This is a genomic window from Tardiphaga sp. 839_C3_N1_4, assembly GCF_051811045.1.
In the GTDB taxonomy this organism is placed as follows: Bacteria; Pseudomonadota; Alphaproteobacteria; order Rhizobiales; family Xanthobacteraceae; genus Tardiphaga.
Window position 1 is genome coordinate 4522971 of sequence record NZ_JBPWQD010000001.1, and the last position, 17506, is coordinate 4540476.

At 61.5% G+C, this 17506-nt stretch carries 15 protein-coding genes; 14 read left to right on the plus strand and 1 reads right to left on the minus strand.

The annotated features are described in order from the left end of the window. Positions 1-35: 35 nt before the first annotated feature. The 10 genes from AB8A38_RS21650 (at position 36) to AB8A38_RS21695 (ending at position 10966) form a co-directional block, all read left to right on the plus strand. Positions 36-2417: a xanthine dehydrogenase family protein molybdopterin-binding subunit gene (locus AB8A38_RS21650; RefSeq protein ID WP_439087351.1), complete on the plus strand. Its 2382-nt coding sequence runs from the start codon at positions 36-38 to the stop codon at positions 2415-2417. Further along, a complete protein-coding gene (locus tag AB8A38_RS21655) occupies positions 2414-3247 on the plus strand; it encodes an FAD binding domain-containing protein (RefSeq protein ID WP_439087352.1) in 834 nt (277 codons plus the stop codon). The genes AB8A38_RS21650 and AB8A38_RS21655 overlap by 4 nt, the downstream gene beginning before the upstream one ends. Then, complete coding sequence (locus tag AB8A38_RS21660) at positions 3244-4443, plus strand: xanthine dehydrogenase family Fe-S subunit (protein ID WP_439087353.1); 1200 nt, start codon at positions 3244-3246, stop codon at positions 4441-4443. Before AB8A38_RS21655 ends, AB8A38_RS21660 begins: the two co-directional genes overlap by 4 nt. 79 nt (positions 4444-4522) lie before the next feature. Then, positions 4523-5677 carry an ABC transporter substrate-binding protein gene (locus AB8A38_RS21665; RefSeq protein ID WP_315839585.1) on the plus strand — a complete coding sequence of 385 codons (1155 nt, stop codon included), beginning with the start codon at positions 4523-4525 and terminating at the stop codon, positions 5675-5677. Between the two features lie 170 nt (positions 5678-5847). Further along, a complete protein-coding gene (locus AB8A38_RS21670; RefSeq protein ID WP_170849610.1) occupies positions 5848-6720 on the plus strand; it encodes a branched-chain amino acid ABC transporter permease in 873 nt (290 codons plus the stop codon). Beyond that, positions 6717-7763, plus strand: coding sequence for a branched-chain amino acid ABC transporter permease (locus tag AB8A38_RS21675; RefSeq protein WP_439087354.1), 1047 nt, complete (start codon positions 6717-6719; stop codon positions 7761-7763). The genes AB8A38_RS21670 and AB8A38_RS21675 overlap by 4 nt, the downstream gene beginning before the upstream one ends. Beyond that, on the plus strand, positions 7763-8563 hold the full coding sequence (locus tag AB8A38_RS21680; RefSeq protein WP_439087355.1) for an ABC transporter ATP-binding protein: 801 nt from the start codon (positions 7763-7765) through the stop codon (positions 8561-8563). The genes AB8A38_RS21675 and AB8A38_RS21680 overlap by 1 nt, the downstream gene beginning before the upstream one ends. Next, positions 8556-9260, plus strand: coding sequence for an ABC transporter ATP-binding protein (locus AB8A38_RS21685; RefSeq protein WP_068729545.1), 705 nt, complete (start codon positions 8556-8558; stop codon positions 9258-9260). Before AB8A38_RS21680 ends, AB8A38_RS21685 begins: the two co-directional genes overlap by 8 nt. Then, on the plus strand, positions 9250-9594 hold the full coding sequence (locus AB8A38_RS21690) for a Rieske (2Fe-2S) protein (RefSeq protein WP_439087356.1): 345 nt from the start codon (positions 9250-9252) through the stop codon (positions 9592-9594). The genes AB8A38_RS21685 and AB8A38_RS21690 overlap by 11 nt, the downstream gene beginning before the upstream one ends. Positions 9595-9823: 229 nt before the next feature. Beyond that, positions 9824-10966, plus strand: coding sequence for an alpha/beta hydrolase family protein (locus AB8A38_RS21695; RefSeq protein WP_439087357.1), 1143 nt, complete (start codon positions 9824-9826; stop codon positions 10964-10966). A gap of 45 nt (positions 10967-11011) precedes the next feature. On the opposite strand, the gene AB8A38_RS21700 is transcribed toward AB8A38_RS21695, so the two are convergent. After that, complete coding sequence (locus AB8A38_RS21700) at positions 11012-11485, minus strand: MarR family winged helix-turn-helix transcriptional regulator (protein ID WP_315839571.1); 474 nt, start codon at positions 11483-11485, stop codon at positions 11012-11014. A gap of 418 nt (positions 11486-11903) precedes the next feature. Between AB8A38_RS21700 and AB8A38_RS21705 the strand changes: the two genes are divergently transcribed. From AB8A38_RS21705 to AB8A38_RS21720, 4 genes are all read left to right on the plus strand, one after another. After that, positions 11904-13436, plus strand: coding sequence for a porin (locus AB8A38_RS21705; RefSeq protein ID WP_315839569.1), 1533 nt, complete (start codon positions 11904-11906; stop codon positions 13434-13436). A gap of 195 nt (positions 13437-13631) precedes the next feature. Then, positions 13632-15629 (plus strand): O-linked N-acetylglucosamine transferase family protein, encoded by a 1998-nt coding sequence (locus AB8A38_RS21710; protein WP_439087358.1) that lies wholly within the window; start codon positions 13632-13634, stop codon positions 15627-15629. Between the two features lie 472 nt (positions 15630-16101). Next, positions 16102-16308 carry a hypothetical protein gene (locus tag AB8A38_RS21715; protein ID WP_068729538.1) on the plus strand — a complete coding sequence of 69 codons (207 nt, stop codon included), beginning with the start codon at positions 16102-16104 and terminating at the stop codon, positions 16306-16308. A 277-nt stretch (positions 16309-16585) separates the two neighbouring features. Beyond that, positions 16586-17485, plus strand: coding sequence for a LysR family transcriptional regulator (locus tag AB8A38_RS21720; RefSeq protein ID WP_149529976.1), 900 nt, complete (start codon positions 16586-16588; stop codon positions 17483-17485). The last annotated feature ends 21 nt before the right edge of the window (positions 17486-17506 follow it).

Below are 17506 nucleotides of genomic sequence, written 5' to 3' on the forward strand. Positions count from 1 at the left end.
TGCAAGCCCATTGGGAAGACGCCGGGAGTCCGTCGATGCGCAATGAGCGAGATATCTCGCCCGCCGCGCCTGCTTCAAAGCAGGGCGTCGGCGCTCGCGTGCCGCGCAAGGAGGACGATCGCCTCATGCGCGGGCGCGGGCAATTTGTCGGCGATATCAGGCTGGCGGGATTGCAGGACGTCGCTTTTGTCCGCAGTCCGTTGGCCCATGCGCGAATCCGGGCGATCCATGTTCCCGAGCGTTATCGCGATGTGGTCTTCACGTCCGCCGATCTCGTCGGCATCAAGCCGATCCGCGCGATTACGGGGCTGGCCGGATTCAAGCCGTCCGATCAACCCATTCTGGCGACCGATAAAATTCGTCAGGTCGGCGAACTCGTCGCCATGTGCGTCGCGCCGACGCGTGCCGAAGCCGAGGATATCGCAGCCTCCGTCACGCTCGATCTCGAAGAACTGCCCGCCGTCTACGACATGTTGAAGGCGCGCGAGCCCGGCTCGCCGCTGGTGCATGAACACTGGAGCGACAACGTCTTTCTCGAAAGCTTCTTCGAATTCGATATTGCCCAGGCTCTCGACGCGCCGATCAAGGTGACGCGCGAAATCTCGACCGCGCGGCAATGCATGTCGCCGCTCGAAGGTCGGGGTGTCGTCGCCACGTTCGATCATCGTCTCGATCAGCTCACGCTCTATACGGGCAGTCAGATGCCGCACATTGTGCGCAACGGTCTGTCTGACTGCCTTGAGATGGATCAAGGACAGATCAGAATCGTCTCGCCGGATGTCGGTGGCGGCTTCGGCCACAAGGGCATCTTGCTGCCGGAGGAAGTCTGCCTGTCATGGCTCACCATGAAGCGTGGCTTCCCGGTGCGCTGGATCGAGGATCGCCGCGAGCATCTGGTCGCCAGCTCCAACTGCCGCGAGCATCACTACAAGATTACAGTCTATGCCGATCGCGACGGCACGCTGCGCGGCATCGACTGCGAAGCCACGGTCGATTCCGGCGCCTATTCGTCTTACCCGTTCTCGGCCTGCCTTGAAGCCGCGCAGGTGGTCAGCATCTTGCCCGGCCCCTATCAGATGCCAGCCTATCGCTGCCGCACCTATTCCGTGGCCACCAACAAATGTCCGATCCTGCCCTATCGCGGCGTCGCCCGCACCGGCGTGTGTTTCGCGCTGGAGCTGATGCTCGATCTTGTCGCGGCGGAAGCAGGGCTTGAGCCCGGCGACGTCCGGCTGCGCAATCTGGTGCGGCCGGAGCAGATGCCGTTCGACAACATCACCAAGAAACATTTCGACAGTGGCGACTATCCCGAGGCGTTGCGCCGTGCCGTCGCGCAGATCGATATCGATGGCATCCGTGCGCGTCAGCGCAAGGGTGAAGCCGACGGACGGCTGATCGGTGTCGGTCTCTCGATCTATTGCGAGCAGGCGGCGCATGGCACCTCGGTCTATTCCGGTTGGGGCATTCCCATGGTGCCTGGTCATGAACAGGCCACCGCGCGACTGACGCCGGATGGCGGACTTGAGCTTAAAGTCGGCGTGCACTCGCATGGCCAGGGGCTCGAGACGACGCTCTCGCAGGTCGCGTTCGAAATGCTCGGCGTCGATGTCGCCAAGATTCGCGTGGTGCATGGCGACACGGCGATGACGCCGTATTCGACCGGCACCTGGGGCTCGCGCTGCATGGTGATGGCCGGTGGCGCCGTGGCGACGGCGTGCCACGAACTCGGCGAACGCGCCAAGAAGATCGGCGCGAAACTTTTGCAGGTCGACGAAGCCAATGTGGTGCTGGTGGATGGCGAGATCCGCGGGCCCAATGGTAGTGTGACGCTGAAGGAAATCGCGCACACCTGGTATCGCCGCCCGCAGGATCTGCCGGGCGATGTCGATCCCGGCGGCCTGGAGGCCACCTCCGGCTACAAGCCGCAGCGTGACAGCGGCACGTTCAGCTATGCCGCGCATGCGGTCACGGTCGCCGTCGATCCTGATTTGGGCGATGTGGAAATTCTCGATTACGTCATCGTCGAAGATGGCGGCGTGCTGGTCAATCCGATGATCGTCGATGGCCAGATCTATGGCGGCCTCGCGCAGGGCATCGGCACGGCGCTCTACGAGGAGATGCCGTTTGATCGCGCCGGTCAGCCGCTCAACACCACGCTCGCCGATTATCTGCTGCCAGGGCCGACCGAAGTGCCGATGCCGTGGCTCGATCACATGGAAACGCCGTCGCCTTACACCAAGTTCGGGGTCAAGGGCATCGGCGAAGGCGGGGCCATCGCGCCGCCGGCGGCGATCGGCAATGCGGTGAACGATGCACTGCGCAGCCTCGGCGTCGAGATGCTGCAGTCGCCGATCACGCCTCGCCGCGTGCTGGAAGGCATTCTGGCCGCGCGGAATGCGAAGAGGACCGCCGCATGAAGCCGGCACCTTTCGCCTATGAGCGTCCGCGGGATGTTGCCTCGGCTCTGGCCGCAATGGCTGGCGATGGCGTGATCAAGATCATGGCCGGAGGCCAGTCGCTCGGTCCGATGCTGAATCTGCGTCTGGTGGCGCCTGACACAATCGTCGACATCACCGGGCTCGCCGAATTGAGGCATGTGGAAGTCACCGGCGATGAGCTGGTGATCGGTGCCTGCGTCACCCATGCCGATATCGAGGACGGTCGCATTCCCGACGTCACCCGCGGCGCGATGCAGCGCGTGGCTAGTGCCATCGCCTATCGCGCGGTGCGCAACCGCGGCACCGTCGGTGGCTCGCTCAGCCATGCTGATCCCTCCGCCGATTGGGTCTCCACGTTCGCAGCGCTCGGCGCAACGCTCTCGCTGCGCAGCGCCAAAGGCGCGCGCCGTGTGGCGATGAAGGATTTCATGCTGGGTGCACTGGAAAGCGTGCTGCAGCCCGGCGAAATGCTGGAAGCCGTGCGCGTGCCAGTGATGTCTTCCTCCGCGCGCTGGGGCTATGTGAAGAGCTGCCGCAAGACGGGTGAGTTTGCCCATGCCATCGGTGCGGTGCTGATCGATCCCGAGGCCAGCAAAGCTCGCATTGTCATCGGTGCGGTCGAGGCGGCTCCCATTATCGTCGACAATGCTGAAGAGCTGTTCGGCGGCCGCATCACCAGCGATTTCAAGACGAAATTCGACCCCCGAGTCGCCGATAGCCTCCTGTCGAAAGCCGGCATGAGCGACGCGGCCGACCGGCACATCCATGTCACGGTGCTGCGCCGCGCCGTTGCGGAGGCCGCGGCATGAATTCGGTCGAACTCACCGTCAACAAGCGCGTGATCCAGAGGGCGGTCGAACCGCGCACGAGTCTCGCCGACATGATGCGCGATACGCTCGATCTCACCGGCACGCATCTCGGCTGCGAACATGGCGTCTGCGGCGCCTGCACGATCCTGGTCGACGGCGTGCCGACGCGCTCTTGCATCACTTATGCGGTGGCCTGCGATGGCGCCGACGTCACCACCATCGAAGGCCTCGACCACGACGAGATTGCGACCGAATTGCGCGCGGCCTTCACGAGCGAACATGCCTTGCAATGCGGTTACTGCACGCCGGGTATGCTGGTCTCCGCACGCGATCTGGTGAAGCGCCTGCCGGATGCCGATGAGAAGCAGATCCGTATCGGCATGTCGGGCAATCTCTGCCGTTGCACTGGTTATGTCGGCATCGTCCGCGCCGTGCAGTCGGTCATCACCGAGCGCCGCGCGCGCGATATCGCGCCGGAGGATGGCGGGCGCAAGGTGCTGGGACCGGCAGGGTCAGGGCACAATGGGTGTGTCAGCTCCCAGAAGCTGATGCCCGCGCAGCCTGCTGTATCCGAACCGGCTGCCGCCGTCGCACCGCTGAACATTCCAGACTTCACGCCATCGACCACGCTGGAGCAGCAATTCACCGTCGCGCATCCACCCGCGAAAGTGTTCGCACTGTTCGCTGACATCGCGGCCGTCGCCTCGTGCCTGCCGGGCGCCACGCTGGTCGGCACGCCCAGACCCGAGCGGGTCGAAGGCGCGATCCGCGTCAAGATCGGGCCGATTTCCGCTAATTTCAACGGCGCTGCACGCGTCGAGCGCGACGAGGCGAATCTCTCCGGCCGCATTCTCGGCGTTGGCAACGACCAGCGCAGCCGCTCTACGACCCAGGGCGAGATTCGTTACCGGCTTGTGCCGGAGGTTGACGGCGTGGCCACGCGTGTGGAGCTTTCCATCGGCTACAGCCTCACCGGCATGCTGGCACAGGTCGGTCGCAGCGGGCTGGTGCGCGATCTCGCGGGCCGGCTGGTCGCGGAATTCGCCGGCAACCTCGATCGCCGCCTGTCGGGCGATGTGACTTCGGCGCCGTCAGCGGCAGCCGATCTGAATGGTGTTTCGCTAATCCTTGGTCTCCTGCGTGAGCGCGCGATGCATGTCGTTCGCCGACTCACCGGGCGTGGAGGATCGGCGTGAGAGATCGACGTTCGCACGGACATGCGAGCGGCGGGGTTTGGACTGCGCAAGCTTCATCAGCGTAACACTGGAGGACCACATGATACGGACAATCAAAGCCGCCTCGGCGACCGCCCTGGCCATTGCTTTCCTGAGCAGCGCCGCAACTGCGCAAACCATCAAGATCGGCGTCAATGAGCCGCTGACCGGCGCCTTCGCCGCATCGGGCACCTATGTCGTCAACGGCGCCAAGATTGCCGCCGATGAAATCAATGCCAAGGGCGGCCTGCTCGGCAAGAAGATCGAACTCGTCATCGAGGACAACAAGAGCAATCCAACCGAAGCCGCTGCCGTCGCCGAGAAGCTGATTACCCGCGACAAGACGCCAGTGATGCTCGGCGCCTGGGGCTCGAGCCTCACGCTGGCGGTGATGCCGAAACTGGTCGAATACGAAACCGCGATGGTCGTCGAGACCTCGTCGGCCAGCAAGATCACCACGTCGGGCAATCCGTACGTGTTCCGCATCTCGCCGCCGTCCTTCGTGGAAGCGGCTGCGTTCAAGAACATCGTCGACAAGCTGGCGCTGAAGAAGGTGGATTTCCTTGTGATCAACAATGACTGGGGCCGCGGCACCGCCGAGGACTTCAGCAAGATGATGAAGGAGAAAGGCATCACCATCGGTCTGGTCGAGACCATGGACCAGTCGGCCCAGGACATGAGCGCGCAGCTCGCCAAGATCAAGGCAACGGACTCCGAGACCGTGATCATCACCGCCGCGGTCGACCAGCTCACGCTGATCTTCAAGCAAGCTGCAGCGCTCGGTCTGAAGAAGCGGATCATCACCACTGGCGGCTCGCAGAATCCCGATCAGATCATCGCCCAGGCCGGTGCCGCCGCGAACGACACCATGCATCTGACGACCTTCCTGCCCTGGATGCCGGAAAAGACGCCAAACCCGGAAGCCACCACCTACTTCATCAACGAGTGGAAGAAGCGCGGCTTCGATTTCGCCGGCTGCACCGAGAGCTTCCGCGGCTATGACGGCATCCGCACCATTGCGGCCGCCATCGAGAAGGCTGGCAAGGCTGAACCCGCAGCGATCAAGGACGCGCTCTGGAAGATCGATGTCAAGGGTCTGAACGGCGACATCGTGTTCAAGAAGTCGGGTCCGGCAGGTTCGGAGAGCGGCCAGAGCTTCCCGAACGTCTATCTGGTCGAGATTTCGGGCGGCAAGATCGTGATGAAGGATCTCTGATCCTCTTCTCCCTCTCCCCGCTTGCGGGGAGAGGGGCGGGGTGAGGGGGAGCCTCCACAAGCTCGGAGCAAGTGGATAGCCCCTCACCCGCCCGGCTTCGCTGCGCTTCGCCGAACGACCTCTCCCCGCAAGCGGGGAGAGATTAGTCAACCACTGAGATGGGATTACCCGTGGACCAGCTCCTGCAACATCTCGTCAATATGCTTGTGCTCGGCGGCACTTATGCGCTGCTCGGCATCGGGCTGACGCTGATCTTCGGCATCATGAACGTGGTGAACTTCACCCACGGCATCCTCTACACGTTCGGCGCCTATATGATGTTCATCGTCGTGCATCAGCTTGGTCTGAATTTCTTTGTCGCGCTGCCGGTGGCGATTGTCGCCGGCTGGCTGCTGGGCGCCGTGATTGAGATCACGCTGCTGCGGCCGCTGCGCGGCGCCGATATCGACACCACCATGCTGGTGATGATCGGCGCCTGGATCGCGATGCAGTCCGGCGCGCTGTGGATCTGGGGTGGCGTCGCCAAGTCGATCGACAATCCGTTTCCCGATGCACCGCTGGTGATCGGACCCGTGTCCGTGTCGTGGCTTCGACTGTTCGTGCTGTTCGCAGCGGCGCTGCTGATCGTGCTGGCTTACTCACTGATCAATCTCACGAAACTCGGCAAGGCGATGCGCGCGACCTTCCAGGATTCCGATACCGCCGCACTGATGGGTGTCAATGTCAGCCTGATCTACACCTCGACATTTGCCATCGGATCGAGCCTTGCTGCCGCCGCCGGTGCCTTGCTCGGTCCGGTCTATGTCGTGTTCCCGCAGATGGGCGATCTCGCTGCGGTGAAGGCCTTCGCCATCGTCATCCTTGGCGGCCTCGGCAATATCACCGGTGCTGTGATCGGCGGTTTCATTCTCGCTTTGGCTGAAGAACTCGGCGCCGGCTATGTCTCATCGGGCTATCGCGATGCCATGGGCTTCCTGATCATCATCATGGTTCTGATCTTCAAGCCGACAGGATTGTTCGCACGGGCGGAGCGCGTCGGATGAAACAGATCGTCACGCTCCTTTGTCTCGCCTTCTTCGCCTCCGTGCCGATGTGGCTGACCGACCCGTATCTGCTCAATGCGCTGATCACGACCGGCATCTTCATCATCGGCGCCATGAGCCTTAATCTGTTGCTCGGCTTCACCGGACAGCTCAGTCTTGGCCATATCGCCTTCTTCGGTATCGGCGCCTATGTCAGCGCGCTGACCTCGCTGGGCTTCGATGTGCCGATCTACGGTGATTTCCATATCGTTCACGTGCCGTGGCCGCCGATTGCTGGCTTCTTTCTGGCGATCCTCATCTCGGGCTTCTGCGGCTATCTGGTCGGACGCCTGTCCTTCAGCGTGCGCGGCGCCTATTTCGTCATCGTCACGATCTCGTTTGCCGAAGTTGTCAGGTTGGTGGCGCTGAACTGGGTCGAGCTGACGCAAGGCCCGCTGGCGCTGACCAATATTCCGTCCATCACCATAGGTCTGCCGGGGCTTGGTTATCTCGTGCTGAAGACCAAGTTTCACAATTATTATCTTGTGCTCGCAGTCGCCGCGATGTCGTACTTCCTGATCTCGCGTCTCGTTCATTCGCATTACGGCCGCGCCATGCGCGGGCTGATGGAGAACGAAACGCTGGCCGTGGCCGTCGGCATCGACGTCACCAAGACGCTGACACTGGCCGCCGTGATCTCTGCCGGTATTGCCGGCGCGGCGGGAAGCCTTTACGCGCATTACATCCGTATCATCGATCCCGACGTCTTCGCTTTCATCTCGACGGTGACCATGGTGATCATGGTGGTGTCGGGCGGCAAGGGATCGCTGGCCGGGCCCGTCGTCGGCGGCGTCATCTTTGGCCTTCTGCCGGTGTTCCTGCGACCGATCATGCCGCCGGAGGCGCAGTGGATCACCTATGGCGTGGTGCTCATCGTCATTTTGTTCGTGATGCCGCGCGGCATCGTGCCGTCGCTCGCCGCGAAACTCGGTTTGGCCCGTGCCGGCGGAACCAGACGGGCGTCCAGCGCCGTTTCCGAGCGCACCGCGGAGGAGCATGCGTGATGGCCGAGACAGTACTCAGCATCGAACACGTCGCCGTCCATTTCGGCGGTCTCGTCGCGATCTCGGACATGAACTTCCACGTCAACAAAGGTGAGATCGTCAGCCTGATCGGGCCGAACGGTGCCGGCAAGACCACGGCCTTCAACGTCATGACCGGCTTTCTCTCGCCCACCAAAGGCGCGGTGAACTATTGCGGCGCGGACCTCAAGGGCAAGAAACCGCATGAAATCGCGGATCTCGGGCTGATCCGCACCTTTCAGCGCACCAGCGTGTTTCCCAACGACACCGTCTACGACAATGTGCTGATGGGTCTACATCGTCAGGGTAAAGTTGGTCTCGCCGAAGCCATTCTCGGCCTGCCGCGCGCCCGCGCATCCGAGAAAGCGCAGCGCGCCCGTGCCGCCGAGCTGGTGCGCTGGATCGGACTGGAAGCGCGTGCCAACGATCTCGCCGGCTCACTCTCCTATGGCGAGCAGCGGCTCGTCGGTGTGGCATTGGCGCTGGCGGCGCAGCCGAAGATGCTGCTGCTCGACGAGCCTGTGTCCGGCATGAACGCATCGGAGACGCATACATTCGTGCAGTTGATCCGCAATATCCGGGATCGTGGCGTCACGATCCTTCTGGTGGAGCACGACATGCCGATGGTGATGAGCGTGTCGGATCGCATCGTCGTGCTGAATTACGGCCGCATCATCGCTGAGGGACCGCCCGACGAAATCCGCAAGAATCCCGCAGTGATTGAAGCCTATCTCGGTCAGAGCGGGAAGGATGTGGTCAAGGAGGTCGCAGTCCATGCTTGAGATCCGTGACATGGTCTGCGCCTATGGCCAGATCTCTGCCCTCAAGGGCATTTCGCTTTCGGTCAAGGCCGGCCAACTCGTGGCGCTGATTGGCGCCAATGGCGCCGGCAAAAGCACGACGCTGCGGGCGATCTCGGGCCTCGTGCCATCGCGCTCCGGCAGTCTGCATTTCGACGGCGAAGACATCACCGGCATTGGCGCGCAGCGGGTGCTCACAAAGGGCATCGCACATTGTCCGGAAGGACGTCGCGTTTTTCCGCATATGACGGTGGCCGAAAATCTCGACATGGGCGCCTATCTGCGCTCGGACACGAGCGAAGTCGCAGTGGACCGCGATCGCATTTATGGCGAGTTCCCGCGCCTCGCCGAACGCCGCAAGCAGGCGGCAGGCACGCTGTCCGGCGGCGAGCAGCAGATGCTGGCCATCGGCCGTGCATTGATGTCGCGCCCGCGCCTTGTGATGTTCGATGAACCCTCGCTCGGTCTCGCGCCCAACATCGTCGAGCGCACCTTTGCGATCATCCGCGCGATCCGCGACGCCGGCACGACTGTTTTGCTAGTTGAGCAGAATGCCTTTGCGGCGCTCGAGATGTGCGATCATGCCTATCTGCTGGAGTCTGGGCGTGTCGTGCTGTCCGGCGCGGGAGCGGAGCTGATCGAGAACGAGCATGTGCGACGGGCCTATCTTGGCGGATGACGACAATCCCGCCCGATGGGTCGCGGTCTGCTCACGCGAGCGCGTGACCGAACAGACGATCGTTTGCGTCAACGTGGCTGGCCTCGGTGTTCTCATCGTGCAGGATGGCGAGACGATCTACGCCTGCGAGCGCGCCTGTCCGCATGAGCAGGCCGATCTCAGCCTTGGCCGCGTCGCCGATCGCCGGCTGCACTGTCCGCGTCATTTGGCTTGGTTCGATCTGGCAGACGGCAGCATGTCGCCGGGCTGGCCGAGCAGGGGTTTGCGGCGCTATCCGGTGCGCGAAAGCGATGCGCAAATCTGGGTCGACGCAGCAGCCATCGTCCCGAAGTAACGAAACTTCGCGGCAGTTACCCGGCTTCGGGCCTGGATGCAGCATTCGTTGGCGCTGCAGCATTCAATTGGTGCAGTTGCGGTATAATAATCATGCTTGCCCCCTCGTAAAGCGCGGATAATACTGCCGAAAAGTCGGACTCCCGAGTGTGTCTGGCCATTACAAAAATGGGCGCAAGACCCATGCTTCTCGTCGATCTTTCAAGCGATCTCCGTCAAGGGCTAGGGATGTGACCATTATCGATTTCGGCAGGGCCATCCCGTCGTCGCAAGCACGTGGCTGGCAGCAATGGCCTGGCCATGAAGACTTTTCACTGCAGTTCCTGCGCGTGCTGCGCGCGGCGCAGGAAGGCGGAAGTACCGTTTCGGAATGTTTCCTGGCGGCGGAGCGCATCAATCCGCGCGATGACGAGAGCTGGTACCGCGAATGGCATAGCGCGGCTGATATCAACCGTGAGCGCGCCGCGGAGGCGCTGGCCAGCGGCCGCATCCCGACGGCGCTGAGCAACTGGCTGCGCGCAGCCAACTACTATCGCACCGCTCAGGTCATGCTCGCTTGCAGCGATCCGCGGCAAGGCGCCGCCATTGCCCTGATGCAGGATTGCGCCCGACTTTATGTGCAGCATGCAACGCCTGCCGGCGAGGTCGTCGAGATCCCATGGCGGGACGGTGTGTTGCAGGGATACTTCGTTCCTGCGCCGCGCGCGACGCGGCCGCTGCCGGTCGTTCTCTGCGTCGTCGGACAGGGCCACTACAAGGAAGAGCATTTGCACAGGGTGCCCAGCTACGCGCTGGACCGCGGTCTCTCGCTATTGCTCGTCGATTTGCCCGGTCAATCCTATAGCCAGGAGATGATCGGGTCGCATTGTCGGTATGAGGTCGAAACGGCGATCAGCGGCTGGGTCGATTTCCTGGCCGACCGCAGCGATATCGATCAGGAGCGAATTGCGATCTTCGGAGATGGCCTGGGAGCTGCCTTTGCGACGCGCGGCGCCAATCTCGACGACCGCTTTGCAGCAGCTGTTTGCGATGCCGGAATCTGGGAGCTTCACGAGCGCGCATTTATTGCCAGCCGCATTTCAGGCCGGGCTGGTCTGGGCTGTCCGAGTGAAATCGAGGGCTTCAACAGCAGTAGTGTCGCCGCCAATATCAAATGCCCGGTCCTGGTTGCGATGGGCGAGCGCGACTGGCTCGATGTCGATCACGTCACGGAATGTTGCCGCGTCATGAAACAAAACGGCCTCGACATTGAACTGAAGATCTTCCGCGCGTCGGAGACGGTGGCGCCGCCCGCCCAGATCGATATTCCGACAGTGGGCAACGAGTTCATCTTCGACTGGATTGTCGATCGTTTGAGCTCAAGGACGAAGTAGTCGGACGCGGCGCGCTCGATTGACCGGCCGCTCATCCGGCGATGGTCAGCTCTCGACTTCCAGCATCAGTGTCGCTTTTTCGAGGCGATTCTTGAGCCGGGACATGTGCTGCGCGATCTCCTTCAAGGCCTGCTCGTCGAAATCGCTAAGAATGAAATCCCCGAGCGACTCCCTGCGAGTCGATAGCGCCGAGATCTTCTTGCTGGCCTTGTCGGACAGCGACATCAGCACGACGCGGGCATCCTCGCGGGACGCGACGCGCCGCATGAACCCATTCTTCTCGAGCATCTTGGATTGGGTGGTGACGAAGGAGGGGTCGACATGGAGCATGGCTGAGACGTCCTTGACCGGTACGCCGTTGCCGCGATCAAGGTCGCTGACCGCCATCAGGATCATCCATTGCGGTCCGCTGATGCCGAGCTCCTTGGCCCAGAACTGGCGGATTCCCTCAAGGTGAACGTTGATCGAAGCGATGTCCCAGATGAACTGTCGGATGACTTCCTGATTCTGGCCGGTCACCCAAATAGAAAGCTCATTTTCGTTCCAGCCCGCAGATCCCCCACGCATAGTTGCTGTCGCCCCGCCGGCCATTCCCACCGTCTCACAGATTTCAGATTTCTATAATTGTATCAGTGAATTGTGACGCGCAAACCACGATTTCGTGTGTTGCCGGGAAACCACACTGCATCGCGATAAAGTTACCTGAGTTCATAAAGTATTTTGCTTCTAAGAATTGCGCAGGCATTCTCAGTTCCGGCGATGGGGAAACCCTCAATCGTCCCGTTGAAGTAGTTCGCTTGAGTGCCTCGCGTTATGCGGGTGTTTCCGAAAGCGCGAAGTGCTCTAGCGGTTAGTTTGGGGACTTGGGGGACTAAATCTTCGGGCGTTCCGCCTGGCAGATCCGGAACCTTCCCTTTTGGACAACTTGGAGGTTAACATGACAACGATTAAGGGCCTTATTCTCGGCTCGGCGGCAGGTTTGCTCGCCATCGGCGGAGCTCAGGCAGCCGATCTTCCGGTGAAGGCCAAGGCAGTTGAATACGTGAAGATCTGCTCGCTCTACGGCGCAGGCTTCTACTACATTCCGGGCACCGATACCTGCATCAAGATCGGCGGCGCGATCCGTTTGGACGTTGCGTTCAACGGCAGCACCTACGACGTTCCGTTCTGGCAGGGTGGTGCCGGCGGCAACAACCTCTGGACCAAGAACTATTTCTCGACCCGTGAACGCGTCAACTTGACGACGGACACCCGCACCGCGACCGAATACGGCGTGGTTCGTACCTACGCGAACATTCAGTTCGACTTCCTCCAGGATCGTGAATCGATCGCTGGTGGTTACACCGAAGTCGACTACGCGTTCATCCAGTTCGCCGGCTTCACCTTCGGTAAGGCCGTCTCGCAGTTCGATCCCCAGTGGGCACTCGCCAAGCCGTATATCTCGTCGGGCTTCAACGCTGGTTCGAACAACGCGACCGGTATCCCGCAGTTGGCCTACACCGCCTCCTTCGGTAACGGCGTGTCGGGCACGATCTCGATCGAAAACGCCTCGCCCTACCGCAACGCCGGTCTCTGGAACACCAACACGTTCATCGTCGGCCCAGGCGCGAGCACCTTCCCGGGTACGTTCTACGGCACGAACTCGAACACCTTCGTGGGCAACGCCTACGGCGGCAACCACATTCCTGATATCGTCGGCAACATCCGCCTCGATCAGGCTTGGGGCACCCTGCACTTCGGCGCTGCAATGCATGCGATCACCCCGGGCCTTTACTCGGGTGCGAACGAGCAGCTCGGTCACGCTGACGACAGCTACGGCTTCGCAGTTACCGGTGCGGTCGAATTCAAGAACCTGCCCACCGGCGCAGGCGACAGCTTGAAGATCGAAGCGTCATACGGCAAGGGCGCAGCCAAGTATGTCTTCGGTGGCACGACCGACACCTCGGGTGGCGGCCGCTACGCGAAGGTTGATGGTAACAGCCTCGGCTTCGGCTACGTGCTCGATGGCGTTTACGCCACCAACGGCCAGATCATCCAGAGCTCCGCTTGGGAAGTTAGCGCTTTCTACGAGCATTACTGGAACCCGGCTTGGCGCACGTCGCTGTTCGGTAACTACAGCCATATCTCCTATGGCTCTGGCAACGACCTGATGATGGCCGCCTTCACCGGCGTCAGCACCGGTGGCCCGGGCTTCAGCTCGTCGGCGGCTGCTGCCGCTCGTGCTGGCACCTTCGCCGGCACGGGTAACTTCGACCTGGGTCTCGCCCAGATCGGCACCCGTACCGCCTGGACCCCGGTTCAGAACCTGACCCTGTCGGCTCAGTTCACCTACAGCCGCCTCGATCAGAACCTGAACGGCACCTATACCACCATTGGTACTGGCATGTCGGGCAAGCCGGCCGGTACGGTCTTCAACACCGCCGACCAGAACCTCTACAACGGTTCGGTGCAGATCCTGCGCTCCTTCTAATTCTGATCGTCTCACGACGACCAGTCTTTGAAACAAAGACCCCCGGCAGGAAACTGCCGGGGGTTTTTGGTTTTATGGAGCCGCGCCCAACTTCGTCCGCTCGACTAGGCGTTCTCGACGTCGCGGAGGCGGGCGTCTATACCGGCGGGGTTGCCACCGGCCAGGCAAGCCGCACAGCCCGAAGTCCGCAGGATCATGGCGTCTCAAGCTGAACTGTTTCAAAGCGCATTCGCAGCCTTCCAGCAGGGCCGTCTCCAGGAGGCCGAGCGCGGGTTCAGCAAGTTCTTGCGCAAGGATCCGAAACATTTCCCGGCACTGAATATTCTCGCCATCGTGCTGGTCGCGCTGAAGCGCCATGCGGAAGCCGAGCCGCATCTGAAAGCGGCCCTACGCATCAATGCGACATCGGATGCCACATTCTATAACTACGGTCTGGTGCTGAAGGCGCTGAACCGGCCGGATGAGGCGCTGCAGCACTTCACCGAAGCGCTGGCGCTCAATCCCGGTAATGCCGAAACGCTGAATAGCCGTGGCACGGTTCTGAATGATCTGCGCGACTACCCCGCCGCGCTGGCGGACTTCGATCGCGCACTGGCGCTCAATCCGCGCTACGCCGCAGCCTTTTCCAACAAGGGCAAGTCACTCGCGGAGTTGAAGCGTTATGACGAGGCCCTCGCGGCTTGCGAGTCGGCACTCGCCTTGCAATCCGATCTCGCGGAAGCGTGGTTTGGCCGCGGCTACATCTTTGGCCAGATGCGGATGCCGGCTCGAGCAGTGGAGTCCTACGGGCGCGCGCGCCAGCTCAATCCGGACATGCCACTGCTGAAGGGCAACCTGCTGCATCAGAAGATGCTGGTCTGCGACTGGCGTGACGTGAATGCGCTGATTGCGGAGATCGAGGCCGATCTCATAGCCGGCAAGCTGGCCGCCGAGCCGTTCGGTTGGCAAGGCGTCGCCACATCGGAGCGCAGCCTGCAGCGCTGCGCCGAACTGACCAACGCCTCGCGTTTTCCCACGCAAGATTCACCGCTGCGTGCCTCCTCGACCGGGCCGGATGCAAAAATTCGCATCGGCTATCTCTCCGGCGAATTTCGACAGCAGGCGACCTCGCTGCTGCTGGTCGGTGTGCTGGAGCAGCACGACAAAAGCGCGTTCGAGATTTTCGCCATCGACAACGGGTATGACGACGGCAGCGACATCAGGCGACGCATCGCTGGCGCCGTGGATGGGATCGTCGATATCTCCACATTGAGCGATCCGCAGGCGGTGGCCGTCATTCGCGCACAGCGCATAGACATCCTCGTCAATCTCAACGGCTATTTCGGCGAGCAGCGCACCGGCGTATTCGCGCGCAGGGCCGCGCCGGTGCAGGTCAATTACCTCGGCTTTCCCGGCACGCTCGGCGCGGGCTTCATGGACTACATCCTCGCGGATCAGCATGTGCTGCCGCCCGAGCACCGGCAGTTCTATAGCGAGAAAGTCGCGTGGTTGCCGAATTGCTATCAGGCCAATGACGATCGCCGGGAGATATCGACGCGTGCATTCACGCGTGCCGAGGTCGGCTTGCCCGCGCAGGGCTTCGTGTTCTGTTGCTTCAACAATGCCTACAAGATCACGCTCGACGTCTTCGATAGCTGGATGCGGATCCTCTCCGCGGTTGACGGTAGCGTTCTCTGGCTGCTGGAGGACAGCGCTGCGGCCGTGGCGAATCTGCGCCGCGAAGCGGAATTGCGGGGCGTCGACCCCGCGCGTCTGATCTTTGCCGCGCGCATGTCGCCGGCCGAGCACCTGGCGCGACATCGTTGTGCGGATCTGTTTCTCGATACGTTGCCGTACAATGCGCATACGACAGCGAGCGACGCATTATGGGCTGGATTGCCTTTGCTGACGTGTCGTGGAGAAACCTTTGCAGGGCGCGTTGCCGCAAGTCTTCTGCAGAATCTGGGTGTGCCGGAGTTGATTGCAGGAAAGCGAGATGACTATGAGCGTATGGCGATCGAGCTGGCGGAAAATCCCGAGCGGTTGTCGTCGATCCGGGAGAAATTATCGGCCAATCGTCTGAAGATGCCGGCCTTCGACACCCGGCGTCTTGCGCGTGATATCGAAACCGCATTTCGCAAGATGTCCGAACGGGCCCGGGCAGGGCTGGCGCCAGCCCACATCATGTTTCCTGCTAACGATAGCGGCCAATAATATATTTGATTGAGCAAATCAGGTATTGCGCTCAACATTCTGGCTCATGTAATATTTTCGTGCGCAGCCGGCAAATTTTTTGACGGCCCTAAGTCTTCAAGGAGACTCGCGCACTCTGCTGTAAATCTCCGAAACCACCGGCAATGCCCTGCCGGTGGTTTTTCGGCTTTTTGGGGCCAATTTCGAGTGGCCCGGCTGGTATTCCATGATTATTGCTAACGCGGAAAGCGCGCGGGAACTGTGTCATGGCGGCACGCCCTTGAATCAGTCCAACCCCCTCTGAAAACGACAGAATTGCTGCTGACCGGATCGGCAGCATGAGATGGAATCTGTCGCAGCGGCGTCCAAATTATGACCTGTTGCCCATCGTTGCATATCAGGACTGACGAGCTATCTGACCGAAATTGCTAGAGATTTCTTGCTTTTTGAGCAAGTTGTGGCTAAAAGCCGCTCATCGTGGAGAGTATGAATAATGGCGCATAACTACGCAATTAATGAGGACGTTCACCACCAGCTGCAGGGGCCGCAGGGCCGTTCCACCATCAAGGAACGCAGCATCTACACCATCACCTCTCGCCTTCCGATCGAAGCCGATGGTCGCCCGCGTTACCGGATCAAGAGCAAGTCCGAGAACATCGAGCGCGTCGTGACCGAAGAGCAGATCAGCCGCCTGGGTTGATCTCGGATCAGCCTTCTTGCTGATCGTACTTGCCGTTTGCTGTCGTCGCCGGGGCCTTGGACCCCGCGACGAAGCAGACCGCCCCAAAGACCCTAACCAGATTCTATCTTGAAGCGGGAAGCTTGGCCGGGGCTGATCTCTGCTCGTCCTGCTGCGATGGTTGCGGCAAAGCGGCTTCGCACCATATGCTTTGCCCCGAGGGCGGGCACCGAAGGCCACACACGCGATCGTCGCGCCGCACCTCGACAAAAATGATGTGGCCGGAGCGGGGCGTCCCTTGATCGAAAAACTTGAACTGCTGTTGTCGTTGGCGAAGGAACGGCATTTCGGCCGTGCCGCCGAAGCATGTGGCGTCACCCAGCCCACCATGTCCACCAGCCTCAAGCAGCTCGAGGACATGCTCGGCGTGATGCTGGTGCAGCGCGGCTCGCGCTTTCAGGGGTTTACGCCGGAAGGCGAACGCGCGCTCGATTGGGCACGCCGCATTGTTGGCGATGCCCGCGCAATGAAGCAGGAAATCAACGGTCTCAAGGACAGTCTGTCCGGCGAGATCCGCATCGCTGCAATTCCCACGGTGCTCGGCATGGTCGCCTCGCTGACGACGCCGTTTCGCGCGCGGCATCCCGATGTGCGCTTTCGCATCGTGTCCTGCACCTCGGCGGCGGTGCTCGGTCTGCTTGAAAATCTCGAAGTCGATGCGGGCCTGACCTACATCGAGAACGAACCGCTCGGCAAAGTGCGTTCGATCCCGCTTTATAAAGAAAGCTACCGGCTGCTGACCTCGCCGGACAGCATGTTCGGCGATCGCAAGACGGTTACCTGGAGCGAAGTCGGCCAGGTGCCGCTGTGCCTGCTGACCCCCGATATGCAGAACCGCCGGATTATTGATCGGGCCCTGAAGTCGGTTGGCGCCGAGGCGATGCCGATGCTGACGTCGAATTCGATTATCGTGCTCTATACCCATGTGAAGACCGGCCGCTGGGCCAGCGTGATGCCGGCCAAGCTGGCGGAGACGCTGGGTCTGACCGCCAATGACTCGGTTCGTATGATCCCGATCGTCGATCCCGTGGTGAATTACGGTGTCGGCCTCGTGGTACCCCAGCGCGATCCAATGACTCCGCTGGTGGCGACTCTGGTGCAGATCGCCCGGGAAGTCGCGCCGTCGCTGGAGGCGTAAGACCTTCGTTTAGGGTGCTGT